This is a genomic window from Mesorhizobium sp. M7A.F.Ca.MR.245.00.0.0 (assembly GCF_003997415.1).
Taxonomy (GTDB): Bacteria; Pseudomonadota; Alphaproteobacteria; order Rhizobiales; family Rhizobiaceae; genus Mesorhizobium.
The window spans coordinates 146,465-159,226 of record NZ_RZTE01000009.1 but is presented as its reverse complement, the minus strand read 5'-3'; the positions used below and the strand labels follow the sequence as shown (position 1 = coordinate 159,226).

The 12,762-nt window shown below is 59.3% G+C and carries 13 protein-coding genes, 1 tRNA gene and 1 pseudogene; 7 read left to right on the top strand and 8 right to left on the bottom strand.

Annotated features, from left to right (window positions below; all coding sequences use genetic code 11):
* Positions 1-47: 47 nt before the first annotated feature.
* The 6 genes and pseudogenes from EOB80_RS13010 to EOB80_RS34770 all read left to right on the top strand — a co-directional run bounded on the left by EOB80_RS13010 (position 48) and on the right by EOB80_RS34770 (position 5,641).
* Entirely contained in the window at positions 48-506 is a 459-nt protein-coding gene (locus EOB80_RS13010; RefSeq protein WP_127327947.1) for a phasin, read from the top strand.
* Positions 507-876: 370 nt separating this feature from the next.
* Positions 877-953: transfer RNA gene (locus tag EOB80_RS13005), tRNA-His, on the top strand.
* Positions 954-1,195: 242 nt separating this feature from the next.
* Positions 1,196-2,443, top strand: coding sequence for an integrase (locus EOB80_RS13000; RefSeq protein ID WP_245466351.1), 1,248 nt, complete (start codon positions 1,196-1,198; stop codon positions 2,441-2,443).
* 501 nt (positions 2,444-2,944) lie between these two features.
* Positions 2,945-3,283 (top strand): annotated as a pseudogene (gene dnaE2 / locus EOB80_RS12995) (error-prone DNA polymerase); the annotation flags it as partial.
* A gap of 266 nt (positions 3,284-3,549) precedes the next feature.
* Positions 3,550-5,136 (top strand): FAD-dependent oxidoreductase, encoded by a 1,587-nt coding sequence (locus EOB80_RS12990; protein WP_127327945.1) that lies wholly within the window; start codon positions 3,550-3,552, stop codon positions 5,134-5,136.
* A gap of 16 nt (positions 5,137-5,152) precedes the next feature.
* Positions 5,153-5,641: a hypothetical protein gene (locus tag EOB80_RS34770; RefSeq protein ID WP_206516807.1), complete on the top strand. Its 489-nt coding sequence runs from the start codon at positions 5,153-5,155 to the stop codon at positions 5,639-5,641.
* A gap of 163 nt (positions 5,642-5,804) precedes the next feature.
* Here the strand turns inward: EOB80_RS34770 and EOB80_RS12980 are convergent, their stop codons facing one another.
* Positions 5,805-6,692, bottom strand: a complete 888-nt coding sequence (locus EOB80_RS12980; protein WP_127327944.1) for a hypothetical protein — start codon at positions 6,690-6,692, stop codon at positions 5,805-5,807.
* 366 nt (positions 6,693-7,058) lie between these two features.
* On the opposite strand from EOB80_RS12980, the gene xth reads away from it, so the two are divergent.
* Positions 7,059-7,850 (top strand): exodeoxyribonuclease III, encoded by a 792-nt coding sequence (xth, locus tag EOB80_RS12975; protein WP_127327942.1) that lies wholly within the window; start codon positions 7,059-7,061, stop codon positions 7,848-7,850.
* Positions 7,851-8,309: 459 nt separating this feature from the next.
* Here xth and EOB80_RS12970 read toward each other — a convergent pair whose 3' ends face one another.
* The 7 genes from EOB80_RS12970 to EOB80_RS12935 form a co-directional block, all read right to left on the bottom strand.
* Positions 8,310-8,612: a hypothetical protein gene (locus EOB80_RS12970; protein WP_127327941.1), complete on the bottom strand. Its 303-nt coding sequence runs from the start codon at positions 8,610-8,612 to the stop codon at positions 8,310-8,312.
* A 103-nt stretch (positions 8,613-8,715) separates the two neighbouring features.
* On the bottom strand, positions 8,716-9,030 hold the full coding sequence (locus EOB80_RS12965; protein ID WP_127327939.1) for a DUF982 domain-containing protein: 315 nt from the start codon (positions 9,028-9,030) through the stop codon (positions 8,716-8,718).
* Between the two features lie 515 nt (positions 9,031-9,545).
* Positions 9,546-9,914: an SPW repeat protein gene (locus EOB80_RS12960; RefSeq protein ID WP_127327938.1), complete on the bottom strand. Its 369-nt coding sequence runs from the start codon at positions 9,912-9,914 to the stop codon at positions 9,546-9,548.
* Between the two features lie 354 nt (positions 9,915-10,268).
* Positions 10,269-11,036, bottom strand: coding sequence for an NADH dehydrogenase ubiquinone Fe-S protein 4 (locus EOB80_RS12950; RefSeq protein WP_127327936.1), 768 nt, complete (start codon positions 11,034-11,036; stop codon positions 10,269-10,271).
* Positions 11,037-11,107: 71 nt separating this feature from the next.
* On the bottom strand, positions 11,108-11,617 hold the full coding sequence (locus tag EOB80_RS12945) for an Hsp20/alpha crystallin family protein (RefSeq protein ID WP_127327935.1): 510 nt from the start codon (positions 11,615-11,617) through the stop codon (positions 11,108-11,110).
* A 73-nt stretch (positions 11,618-11,690) separates the two neighbouring features.
* Complete coding sequence (locus EOB80_RS12940) at positions 11,691-12,161, bottom strand: Hsp20 family protein (protein ID WP_127327933.1); 471 nt, start codon at positions 12,159-12,161, stop codon at positions 11,691-11,693.
* 242 nt (positions 12,162-12,403) lie between these two features.
* A complete protein-coding gene (locus EOB80_RS12935) occupies positions 12,404-12,757 on the bottom strand; it encodes a hypothetical protein (RefSeq protein ID WP_127327932.1) in 354 nt (117 codons plus the stop codon).
* Positions 12,758-12,762 lie beyond the last annotated feature (5 nt).

The following is a 12,762-nucleotide window of genomic DNA, read 5'->3' as shown; positions in this document are numbered from 1 at the left end:
ACGAGACGGCTTTCTGTCAAAGCCGCTGCCGCTGAAAAGGATGGAAAATGTCCAGGACCAAGACCGCCGAGACGATCGAAAACGTTGAATTCCCGAGCTTCGACGCTTCCAAGGCCACCGACCAGATGCGCGCCTTCGCCGAAAAGGGCGTTGAGCAGTCGAAAGAGGCCTATGCCAAGCTGAAGACCGGCGCCGAGGAGACCCAGAAGGCTCTGGAGTCGACCTACGAGACCGCCAAGACCGTTTCCAACGACCTGTCGCTCAAGACCATCTCCGCTTTGCGTGCCAATGCCGAGGCCGGCTTTTCCCACCTCGAAGCCCTAATCGGCGCCAAGTCGCTGTCGGAAGTCGTCGAGCTGCAGACCGCCTTCCTGCGCAAGCGCGTCGAATCGACCGTCGAGCAGGCCAAGGACTTCCAGGCCGTTGCCTCCAAGGCGGCCGAGGACGTCTCCAAGCCGATCAAGACCGCCTTCGAGAAGGCGATGAAGGAAATCAAGGTTGCCTAACATTTGCGCATGATCTGAAGATGCAACAAAAGGTCGCATTTTCTTAAAAACGATCAGGTGTATGATAGCAGCCATCAAGGAATACCCGGTGAGTGGAACCTCCTCCCTCTGCTCCGCGGGGTGACCAGCCAGCACCTCCTCCCGCTGGCTCGTAACAGGAAAAGGCCGGCACCTCCTCCCGCCGGCCTTTTTCTTTGTCCAGCGCCCGGTCCTTGCCTGGTCCTTCTTGCCAGGCAAATGCCGCGTCGATGTGGGGAAGTGACCTTTGCTTTCCAAAAGCCTTGAATTAGAATCCATAAGCCCGTAAGGACGCATCGCCGAACGACAGAGCGGGCGGATGAGTTTCTGTTTCGATACGCTCAGGCAACGTGCCGTTGTAGCTCAGATGGTTAGAGCGCCGGATTGTGGATCCGGAGGTCGCTGGTTCGATCCCAGCCAACGGTACCATCGACTTTCCCCATAAAGCATTGAATTTATTATAGAATTTTCGACAGCAAACGATCAGTCTTGCGGCTGTCTCGCATTTTGTGTTACCTATTGTGTTACTTATTGTGATACAAATGGTGTATCAGCAGCATGGGAAGACGACGCGAAGAGCATGATCCTGACCGCTTCCTGCAACTGAGGGGGATCATTTCCACTACTACCGCAGGGTGCCCAGAGAGGTCAGGGATCTCGACGAGCGTGGCGTGTTCGTTCGCCGCGCCCTCGACACCACTGACCGTATAAAGGCGCGCACCGCCAGAGATCTCCACGAGGCTGCTGACAATGCCTTGTGGGCGTCGTTGATGCTGGGCGAAAATCCACAGGGCGCGCGTATCCGATATCACCAAGCCATCAAGCGCGCCGAGTCCTTGGGATTCGTCTATCGACCGCTCGCCGAGATCCTGGTCGCCGAGCCCCTCGATACGATCCTGCAGCGGGTAGAGAGCACGATAGGCGAGCCTGCCAAATCACCATCTGTCGATGCGGTCGGCGGGGCGGTCGCTCGCCCTGACGACAAGATATCGGAAGCGCTGAAGCTATACTTCAACGAGATTGCCCGCGACGAAATCCGCACAAAAAGCCCTGACCAAAAGAAGCGCTGGAAAGCAAAGCGCGAAATGAGCGTCGATGTGTTTATCGGCATGGTCGGCGACAAGCCAATGAGCGAGATAACGCGCGACGACGCGCGAGTGGTACACAAATATTGGCTGGATCGAATTGCGCCTGAGAAAGGGAGAGCAGACCGTTCAGCGTCGACAGGCAACCGAAACATGGGCAATCTTCGGACCCTCTACGCCGACTACTTTCGCCATCTAGGTTTCCCCGAACAGAAGAATCCGTTTGCCGATCTGTCATTCGCCGACAAGTCGAAACGCAGTCGACCGCCCTTCCCGACCGACTGGATTCGCGACAAGATATTTGCGCCCGGCGCACTTGCGACACTCAATGATGAGGCGCGGGGAATCGTGCTTGCCTTCGCTGAGACAGGAGCCCGGCCGAGCGAACTCGCGAACCTGCATACCGGTGTCATCCATGTTGACCACGAGGTGCCGCACATTTCAGTCGAGCCGCGTGACGATCCCGACGATCCACGGGAGATCAAGACCGCCTCGTCGGTGCGCAAGATACCGCTGGTCGGCGTGGCGCTTGAGGTGTTCAAAAAGCATCTCAACGGGTTCCCACGGTACAAGGATCGCGAGGCGTCGCTATCAGCCCTGCTCAACAAGCACTTCAAGAGCTACAATTTGTTCCCGACTGACAATCACACTGTCTATTCATTGCGCCATTCATTTGAAGACCGCATGAAGAACGGTAGGCTGGACGAGGAGCTCCGGCGCATGCTGATGGGCCACACGATCGACCGTCCGAAATACGGCGAGGGCGGCGACATGAAGATGTGGCAAGAGGAACTTATGAAGATCGTGTTGCCGTTCGATCCTGGGATCGTATGACACGCTGGCGCACTGCGGCGAGGCGTTCCTCCTTCGCTCGATGATCCTGCAGGGCGCGTTCAAGATAGTCGTACAGCGGGAGCCATATCTCGCCTTGGTCGCCGCGCGCGACGATTATCTCGGCCACGCGATCGAGCGCTCGCTCAATCCGGTGCACGGTGATTGGTTGAAGCGTGGGCGAATATCGCCTCAATGCTTCGCCTTTCTGCAAGACCAGAAATGTACCATGCCTAATGCGTAGGCGGACTTTCTTGGCGCAGTGAAGGGCCTGCGTTCGGCTCGGGGTGTAGTCGGCGGCTGCGGCGTGCAAATGGGAAAGGCTCTTTGCCCATCGGGGATTGGTAGCGGGAGAGCGCTACCGCCTTTCCCCGCATTCGGAAGACTTGCGGCATCTTCTACGATGTAGGGCGTGATGGACTGTCTTGCTGCTGCAAAACCGAAAAGGCAACGCCGGCCCGAAGCCGAGCAGGTCAGCCGTCTTTTTCCAGTCTACGCGCCGTATTTTTGACCGTGAACTCGATCGTTCGTATCGCCCGCAGCCAGGACATTCTATGCCAGGGCCGCGGCTCGGCCGCCAATTCCGCCGTGTGTTACGTGCTCGGCATCACCTCCATTGATCCCGAACGCAGCAATCTCCTGTTCGAAGGTTGAGCAACGAGCGGCGCGAGATCGTCATGCAATGGGTACCAAGGGTACCATCCGCGATGTGGGAAAGGCGCTCGGATTGCCCGAGACATGACCAGACTTCTGTCCTCGCAGATTTGGGGCCATGTCGAAGCCGTCCACGCGCAGCGAGCCACAGGGCTGAATCTGAATCTCGATGATCGGCGGCTGCGGCTTTCCCGGTGGCTTTGTCCTGAGCCATGATCGGCTCGACGAACCCCCTGGGAGCGAGCGCCCGACATCGTCAGGCTCCTTAAACGACCTCTTGTCGCGGCCAACGAGACGCTTTGTCCTAGCCGATGTCGGCCATCACGATCTGCGACGGTCTACCCCGTTGGTAGTCCCATTTCCGAGCAAGGGAGCAAACAATTTGGATTCGTTTGCACATTTCGGATCAAAATGCAGTTCCGACCGTTAGACGCGCAGCCAGGTTGGAGGCAGCGATGAACGTCAGTGACGAAGCCACGAAATCTTTTTGGATGAAGGACACGGAGTTGCCCTCGGCCCCGCAACTGGAACAGGATGTGCGATGCGATGTGGCGGTGGTGGGGGCGGGCATGGCCGGCGTTTCTATTGCCTACGAACTTGCGCTGGCGGGACAGTCAGTGGTGCTGGTTGACAGGGGGCGGCTGCTCGGTGGGATGACTTGCCGCACGACCGCCCACTTGGCCCCGATCTGCGACGACGGCCTAAGCGAACTCGTCAAAATCCGCGGCGAGGATCTCGCTCGAGGTTTTCAAGAGAGCCAGCAAGCCGCTGTCGACCGGATCGAGGAACACGTCAGCGATCTTGAAATAGACTGCGACTTTCGTCGGCTCGACGGATTTCTTTTTCCCGCAGCCTGGATGGACGAAAATGAAGCCACCAAGCAATGTGATGAAGAGTATGAAGCGGCTGGCAAGGTTGGTGCAATCGCAGACCACGGCCGCGGCGTTCCGTTGAAAGGCCATGAGGCGGCGCCGGTGCTACGCTATCCCGATCAGGCCACGTTTCACCCACTGAAATATCTTCGTGCCCTGCTTGACGATTTCCGGGAGCGCGGAGGCAAGGCTTTTGCCGAAAGTGCCGTCACCGAGATCGAGGAGGGTGAACAGATCCGCCTTCGCGTCGAAGGGGGCGCAACCATCACCGCCGATAACGCCGTGTTTGCCACAAACTCGCCGGTCAATACGGTGGTGGCCATCCACAGCAAGATGGCGCCCTATCGGACCTATGCGATGGCATTCGAGTTGCCCAAAGCAACTCTTCCGGACGCGCTCTATTGGGATATGGACGATCCCTACTACTACGTTCGTCTCCAACCCGGGGAGGGTGACATCGACTATCTAATTGCGGGCGGTCGTGATCATAAATCTGGCGAAGCCGATGACGGCTCGGCGCGTTTCGATGCATTGGACGCTTGGATCCGCGCCCTTGTCCCGGAACTGGGCGAGGAAGCAGCGCGTTGGTCTGGCCAGGTTCTCGACACGATCGATTATTGCGGATTCATCGGCCGCAATCCTGGCAGCAAGAACGTCTTTATCGCTACCGGGGATTCAGGACAAGGAATCACCCACGGAGCGTTGGCTGGCCTGCTCATCCGGGACCTTGTCGTCGGTGGGTCCAGTGTGTGGGAGGAGGTTTATGCCCCCGATCGCAAGCCTCCCTTGGCATTGGTGAACTACGTTAGCGAGAATCTGACGGCGTTGAAGAATTTCGCGGAGTATCTGTTGCCCGGCGAGATCAAATCAGCCGCCGATCTGGAACCCGGTCAGGGCGGTATTCTCCGCGATGGTTTGAGAAAACTCGCCGTGTGCCGTGACCAAAACGGTGGAATGCACATGCATTCCGCCAGTTGCACGCATCTCGGCTGCATCGTCCATTGGAATTCGACCGAGCAGTGCTGGGACTGCCCCTGCCATGGCTCCCAGTTCGCGCCGGATGGAGCCGTTCTCAACGGTCCCGCCATCCGTCCTTTGTCGCCCCGGACCGGAACCGCCTCAGATTGGTCCAAGAGATCACACGCACAATCCCACAGCGGCGCAGACTGAAACTCCCGGTCCGGTCTTGAACACCAACATTTCAACCGGCGGGGCGCTTTCCCACCCGGACACACTTCATCGTTCAAAATATCTCGCTGAACGCGAGGATCGCGAATGCGACGACGGTGTCGCGCTAGACCAATGCCATCGGCATGTAACGGATGATTACCCTGTCTTGCCGGAAACGGCGCTCCAGTTCGGAGCGGCGGGCGCACCAATCGGACAAGTCGGCTTCTTCCGCCATGACCTCGAAGATGACAATTTCGTCGATGGCGGAGTCGGCACCCTTTCGCCACAACCCCTCTGCTGGCGCCTGAAGGTAGGCAGTGACGCCATCGAACCGGGCAGCCAGCTCTTCCTTGACCCGATCGAAAGCTTCCCGCTCAAATGGCCGGCCGTCATTGTCCGCGCGAGGAAGCAGGATTTGGAAGAGGTGCATGGCGACTTCTCGCTGAAAAGCATCCAACGGCTTTCATGGCGCCCCGTTCCTTCGGGAATAGCTCGGCCGGAGTGAAACTGGTGAAGCTGACGCTTGAGCGGGGGGCTGAATTCTCTGCCGAAACTCACGCCCATCATTCAACGCTACGACCTCGTGCTGCCGTAAACGTGCCTGAGGTCCGCTCGACGGAGAGCCCGATTAGCGACCTTCGTGCCAGCCGCACGGCCGGATGCGAGCGTCACATCTGCCGGCTGCGACTTCGCCCAATACGCTCTCGACTGCGGGCTTTTCGACGGGCAACTCTAAGCTCGGCAAGTGTTGGCCACCACCAACCCCTCAGGCGTTCGGTCGGGCCAGCGGCCACCCTTGCGGGCCATGTCCTTACAAGTTCGCCCAGTGTAGCCGAGCGCCATCTGCCCCAAACGAATTCGCCGTTCGAAGCCATTGCGTGAGGATAAAGGGAAGTTGCGTCTGATGGCGCGACCACTTCACCGGAAATGTCGGTGAAGACGACGACCCCGTAGAGCTCGGTTGCGACAGCGCGACCCAGGCAAGGTTGATCGTGAGTTGGCAACGGATAGCGGTGACGCCGGCGTTCAGCAGCCAGTTGGCGCGAGGCTCTGTAGGCTTCAGTATTTCTGGCGTCCACACGTCGCCGTTTTCTTTCCTCCGGCTCGGCATGGCGAGCAGCTTTTTCGATGCTTGGCCACCGGCGCCGGAGCTCGTCATATGAGCGAAATGGAACTCTCCAGGCCCGCAATTCGTCGTCCCAACTCGACCACGGGACGGCACGCAACTCTTCAAGCACTGTCCTCGAGTAGGGCGCACGAATGCGCAGGTCGTCCGCGATCTCCAGATATTGGCTCGATATTGGATCGAAGGCGAAGGCATCTCGTCCCTTGCTGTCGTCGTCGGGCGTCCGTAGCGCTGCCTCTTGCGCTAGCCACCGGTCAATCCGCCGGGCTGCCGTCTTGCCGGGCACGAACCAGCTCTTGCGCTCGTCACTCCATCTCGCGCGCGGAAAAGCTTGCTGAAACCGCTCGACGGCCATTCGATCGAAGGAAAAGCGGGCTTCGGCGCCACTTGCCTCCTGCTTCTGCGGCCCGGGACGTGGGTTGTAATCCATCACAATGCATCGTTCGCGTTTTGTCGCAGGCAACGCAGTGACGGCCCTAAAGGTTCATCTGCCTAGCAAGCCTCCGGACCCCTGAACCCGCGCGAAATGCCAAAGCTGTAGTGAAACTTTCCCCCCGTCCCGCGGTTAAGGAGCTGAGAGGACAACACCGTCTGAATCGAACGAGAGAGCGGCTGCGGGCGAGCCTCCCCAAAGGATCGGTCGCGTGCCAGAAGAGGGGAGGGCGCAGGAGGTAAAATTGGCATCGAGACACATCGGTCGCCAGCCCAGGCGCGAGATTTGCGCCGGTATAGAAAAGGCGCGGCGGTTATTGGCGAGGGTCTGCAAGACTGACAACCCCGCCGCCGGCATAATGCAATGACACGCATCGCGACCTTCAATTTGAATGGCGTGAACGGTCGCCTGCCGGTGCTCATCAGATGGCTAGGTCAGACCAACTATGACATCGTCTGCCTTCAGGAGTTGAAGACCTCGGATGAGAAATTTCCCGCGGAAGCCATCAGGAACGCCGGTTACGGTGCCGTCTGGCATGGGCAGAAGTCTTATAACGGTGTAGCTGTACTCGCCCGAGGGAAAGAGCCGCTGGAGCGTCGACGTGGCCTCCCGGGTGATCCTGACGATACTCACAGCCGGTATATCGAGGCGGAGGTGGATGGGATCGTGATCGGCTGTCTGTACCTGCCCAACGGCAATCCAGCGCCTGGCCCGAAATTCGACTACAAGCTCCGATGGTTCGATCGTCTGATCAGCTACAGCCAGGTACTGCTCAGGGAAGGCTCCCCGAGCGTTCTGTGCGGCGACTATAATGTCGTGCCAACGCCGATCGATGCCGCGGTGCCAGGACGTTGGCTAGGCGATGCGGTCTACTTTCCGGAGAGCCGGCAAGCTTACGCCGAAATGCTTGGTTATGGCTGGATCGATGCTGTCCGCCGTATCCATCCGGAGAAGGGCATCTATACGTATTGGAACTTTTCGTATCGTGGCGGTTTCGACAGGAGTTCCGGCCTGCGCATGGACCATCTCCTCGTCAGCCCGCCACTTTTGTCCAGATTACGTGATGCCGGCGTGGACGCTGATTTGCGCGGCTGGGAAAAACCGAGTGATCATGCGCCAGCCTGGATAGAGCTCAACCTACCCGGCCGTGATTGAAGGGTGCCGTTGTTCGCCAGGATGCCGGGCTTTCGCTATTGCAAAGCTGGTCTCTGCACTTGAGCATGGGATCTACCAATCTCGTGGTGGCAAAAGCTTCGCATTCACTGCTGAACTGGCCGACAAGCGCAGGCAGTTTGCGGGCGCCGAGAAGTCGCTTGCGGCCGAAAGCGATGGCAGGGGGGATGTCCTTTGGCCGCCCGATCCAATTACTTCTCAGGCCGAGCCGCGCCATCACGCGCGACCGGCCATCTCTTTGTCGCTCCCCACTAACTATTCCTGTCGGCAAGCTAAAGGATGATGCAGGAGTGAAGGCAGCCAGCGCCGAGGGTACCCGCTGGAGCTCATGGACTTGGCTTCGGGTGGCACCAGTACGGCAGCGGCCGCGTGGGATCCCTGGTCACGGCCTGTCAGTCAGGCATCTGGCGCATGCCGCGCGGCGGGTGAACTCGCGCGGAGCTAGGTGATCTCATAGTAAAAATCGCAAATCAGATCCGCGACCTTAGTCGCTTCAAAATCAGTCATATGCGCGGCGGTCTCAAGAGCGACAGTCTCCATATCGTCCTGATCGACGGCCAGAAGGTCTAACAATTTCGCAAACTTGAATTTGAGCTCTCGGTCGCCGTCGAATTCATCGATCGTGACGTTCAAAATATTTACGTTGGCGTCTATCAGCCGCGTTTGAATGCTGTCGGAAGAGGCCGCTAACGCGCGAACGGCCGCAAAAAAGTGCTCACGCGCTTTGGTGTATTTTTCGTCCATTTAGAAACCTCGGTGGGTTAAAATGCCTTGGACGTGAGGGCGGAGCCGGGACTTAGGCTTTCGATAGCGCCGAAGTCAACGCATGATTGCCGCCGCAGGGCGTTTAACGGTCACTTTCTATAAGTTCGTCTGCACCGCCAATCTTCGGCCCTGTCATCCAAGGCGGCGCCACGGGAACGTCTTCGATCACACCCACCCTGCGTGCCCAGGTCACAAACGTCTTGTGCGCGGCCTCGACAGACTTGCGACCATCATATGCCGAGTAGCATGTATCACACGCCGCCCCGTGGAGAAGGCCGCGCCTTTCGACCGGCCATTCTTCCAGAAATTCTATGGCATCCATGACGCAACCGATTTTTCTGAGGACGAGACTGTCATCTCGTACAAAAATCGGCTGTTTGAACGTAGCGCTTTCCATCGTGACCTCCCTTCCAGCCTAAAGCGACGCTTGTGCCTCTTCGGGTGACGCAGGATTTTCCTCGGCAAAAGCATGCCGGTCCGCGTGACGCCTTCTCGGCACAGAGAGGATATTGGAAATGCCTCTTTTCAGTTCAAGAGAGAAGTGGCCGGCCGAGCCCAGCAGCCTCTTGGCAATCGTGTCGCCGTGCACCCCATCCCGCTGCCGCGCGTCGGTTCAGTCCGCGAGGGCTTCGAGCCACCAACCTGCACGTCGGCGATCTTGCCCTCGCGTAGCAGGGCGGCCTCGAACCGGCTATGGGAATTCGCGTCAAGATGTCCTGGAGTGCAGCAGCCCCGCGAAGCGCCGATCCAGTACCAGAGGTTGAACTGTGTTTCCTGTTACTCATGTCCATGGCGGCCACTTCCACACAAACGCGGGATAGGTCGCCGAACCGAAACGGCATCAGCATCGATTGTGGTCTCGCGCGTAATAAAGAGCGGGCCCGGAAGATTCGGACCCGCCAGCGGCTATGATCAGGCTGCAGAGAGCGGTCGGTTATTCGCGAGCCAAAGGCTGGCTGCTGCCAGGGCCGCAACCACAACGCCAGCGATGACGTGCGACCACATTGCCGTCGCCAGGCCGGCAAAGCCAAGCACCCAAGGTGCGGCCACAATCCACAGGCCGACGACAAGGTTCGCCCACTCTTCATATTTGTGGAACGCCACCAACGCGCGCGCCGCGATCAGAACGGTGATTACGCCCGCGATGAAGGCGTGCCAGACGGCAACAGCATCGGCAGCATAGCCAAGGAGCCAGGGCGAGAGCGCCAGCGCGATGCCGGCAAGGATATTTACGACATCGAGCGCCGGCCTGCTGCTGTCGGAAGTGAGATTCTTCAACATCGATCATTCTCCTTTCCTGCGTTTCAGTACGTCAATGTACCGCCCTTGAGTCGAGGGCGGGTGCGGCAGCGGGCCTGTTCGGCCCGATGCCGCAAAGCTTCTTGGGTCCCGATTTGAAACGGACGCAGCCCTTCGGCGAGATCGGCTCAGTCAGGAGGAAGGGTTCGATCTCCCGAGGTTCGAACGCATTGCCGGCGATCTCACTCAATGCGAGATGCGGCCGGCTCTTCGGGCTGGCCGCCAACCGGGGCGCTGCGCCGCGCGCCCGGCCCGCTGCCGCGACCGCAAGCGCGAAGGGTTCGGGATCGTCCGTTGGGCGTCGAAGTCGATCAGTGGGTCCATTCTTGCCTCCAGTCATGCGGCTATCCGGGAGCATACCGGGCTGAGCCGAGTCTGGAATCTCTGGGTGCGGCCCTCCAAGGCCAGCAGAGCGAGTTCAACCTCGTCCCGTCGCGTCGGACGTGCATTTTCCGGCATGCCTTCTGCGGTGGCCAGGTCGATCAGGTACTCGTTCCAGGCCCAGTTCTTGAGCACGGCAAGTTTCTCGTCGAGTGCGAGTACCGGGTCATCCACGACCTCCATCGGAGAGGCGTAGAATGTCTCGGGCTCGGAAAGCGCCGTCTGTATGTGCGCTGCCTTTGCACCAGCGCCATAGTTGTGGCTTGCCTGAAGCCATGCCAATTGCAGCCGTTGCCAAACCACGTCGGAAAAGACGTGCCTCTGCTCCGATGCTTGCCTGTTGCTGACCTTGGCCTGGCAGCCAGAAGATGGAGCCTGCACCACGTGGTTGAGGCCTTGGCGCTCCGCATAACGGATCGCCGCCTCAAGCGTCGGAAAATCCAGTTGAACATGGGTCAGGGTGTCCCGGCCGCCCGTATAGCCCATCAGCGGCTCGATGAACGGGGCTGTGCGAGGTTCGAAGATCAATCGCCAGTCCTTGCGGGGCTTTGCTGAGGTCGTGGCCGAGCGGCATGGCTGGTAGATCCGTGCCGTCACGCCATCCGGAAACACTGACCGCCCCATTGACAAAGCCGGCTCGTCGAGACGAGGCCGATTGTCATTGTCCGGCCGGCCGGAGGTCTTGGTTGGGTTTCTGATGTCGCTGCTTTGAACTGTCTCCATTGTCTGTCCCTCCCATAATGAAGGGTGGTATGAGCAGCGGCCGTTACGGCCGCTGCTCATACTGCCGTGCGTCAGCTCTTGCCGTTGATTGCGATCCGCTTGGCCTTCGCCTGCGCCCGCTCGGTCTTGGGCAAGGTCACGGTCAGCACCCCGTTCTTGAAGGCGGCGTTGACCTTGTCTTCCTCGACCTCGTAGCCGAGCGGAATGAGGCGCTCGAAGCGACCGTAGAAGCGCTCGGAGAACTGCCGGTCTTTGTCCTCGGTCTCGGAACGCTTCTCGCCTTTAAGCTTGAGCGCCCCGTTGTCCAGCAGGACTTCTATGTCGCTCTCGTCCAGGCCAGGTATTTCCGCCGTGACGCGGACTTCCTTGTCCGTGTCAGAAATCTCCACGCTGGGCCAAGTGGCGGCAAAAGAGGGACTGAAGGCCGGCAGTCTGGCGCCAAAGCTGCGGAAGGCGTCATCGAACAGCCTGTTTACCTCCCGGTGGAGGGAGACGAAGGGGTCTCGATCTCCATCAGGGAAGAGACTGGGCGCCGAGTTTCCGTTGCCCCGGCCCCATGGGATCAAGTCACGTACGCTCATTGTCTTTCTCCTTTCGTAGGTCTCTGAGCCGGGCCGGACGCCCGGCTCAAGCGATGCCTTCATAGTGGATTGCTCAGGCCGCCAGCTTCTCGGTCTCGACCTTGGGCGCTTCGATCTTCGGCATGCGAGCCCCGCTGGAGATCTCGACCTTGCGCGGTTTCATCTCCTCGGGAACGTCGCGCTTGAGATCGATGCTCAGCAGCCCGTTCTCGAGGCTGGCGCCAGCAACTTTGACATGATCGGCCAGTTCGAACCGACGCTCGAAAGCGCGCCCGTTAATGCCGCGGTAGAGATACTGGCCGTTCTCATCGCCGGATTGCGACCCGCTCACAACCAGCATGTTGGGCTGGTGAGTGATGGTCAGCTGGTCCTGCGAGAAACCGGCGACCGCCATGGTGATGCGATAGTCATCATCATCAACCTTGGCGATATCGTAGGGCGGCCAGTTGTCGAACGAGGCCACACGGCTCGCATTTTCAAGCATGTCGACCATGCGGTCGAAGCCGATGCTGGACCGGTACAGGGGGGTAAAATCGAGGTTCATAACCACATCCTCCTTTGAGCAACATGGATCATAGGAGGCGCCAAGAGCCTTGCCGCCTCCTGGTCTGCCGGCCCCATTGGGCGACCGGCGACTATCAAATTTAGAATCGCGACTTGCACCTTCAAGAGGAAGAATAGGAAAATTTTCAGCGGCAATCCGGGCGAAACGCACCCATGCCACCCCCCTCCGCCGGCGGGGTCACTCGCCGACGGGCCCATGGTGCACGAACAATCAGGTCGCGCTTAAATCCGATCGATGAATGGCACGAACCCGGCCACCGCCGCGCTGTCACTGCCATCAGGACCGGCAAGCTCGTCCGATTGATCCAACTGTTGCAACGCGTCCATGATCGCGTCGAAGCTGACCGGTTCACCCGCCCCCGGCAGCACGCGAAGCGCTGGCACAGATTCTACCGCGCAGGCATCCGACGCCCATGACGAAAGGATGGCGCGCTTCTCCTGAACGTCGAGGGCAACGTCGGCCAAAACGTCGTGGGGATGTTTGAAATGCCGTGCCGGATGCAGCAAGCGGTCCAGAAAAACATCGGGGGCCACGGGTTCAATCGAGGCAAAATGGGTCGAAATGGCTGCGTCCATTGATG

What these genes read in the sequence shown, in the direction of transcription:
- EOB80_RS13010 (WP_127327947.1), top strand. Translation starts at nt 48, where the DNA reads ATGTCCAGGACCAAGACCGCCGAGACGATCGAAAACGTTGAATTCCCG.
- EOB80_RS12990 (WP_127327945.1), top strand. Translation starts at nt 3,550, where the DNA reads ATGAACGTCAGTGACGAAGCCACGAAATCTTTTTGGATGAAGGACACG.
- EOB80_RS12980 (WP_127327944.1), bottom strand. Translation starts at nt 6,692, where the DNA reads ATGGATTACAACCCACGTCCCGGGCCGCAGAAGCAGGAGGCAAGTGGC.
- xth (WP_127327942.1), top strand. Translation starts at nt 7,059, where the DNA reads ATGACACGCATCGCGACCTTCAATTTGAATGGCGTGAACGGTCGCCTG.
- EOB80_RS12970 (WP_127327941.1), bottom strand. Translation starts at nt 8,612, where the DNA reads ATGGACGAAAAATACACCAAAGCGCGTGAGCACTTTTTTGCGGCCGTT.
- EOB80_RS12965 (WP_127327939.1), bottom strand. Translation starts at nt 9,030, where the DNA reads ATGGAAAGCGCTACGTTCAAACAGCCGATTTTTGTACGAGATGACAGT.
- EOB80_RS12960 (WP_127327938.1), bottom strand. Translation starts at nt 9,914, where the DNA reads ATGTTGAAGAATCTCACTTCCGACAGCAGCAGGCCGGCGCTCGATGTC.
- EOB80_RS12950 (WP_127327936.1), bottom strand. Translation starts at nt 11,036, where the DNA reads ATGGAGACAGTTCAAAGCAGCGACATCAGAAACCCAACCAAGACCTCC.
- EOB80_RS12945 (WP_127327935.1), bottom strand. Translation starts at nt 11,617, where the DNA reads ATGAGCGTACGTGACTTGATCCCATGGGGCCGGGGCAACGGAAACTCG.
- EOB80_RS12940 (WP_127327933.1), bottom strand. Translation starts at nt 12,161, where the DNA reads ATGAACCTCGATTTTACCCCCCTGTACCGGTCCAGCATCGGCTTCGAC.
- EOB80_RS12935 (WP_127327932.1), bottom strand. Translation starts at nt 12,757, where the DNA reads ATGGACGCAGCCATTTCGACCCATTTTGCCTCGATTGAACCCGTGGCC.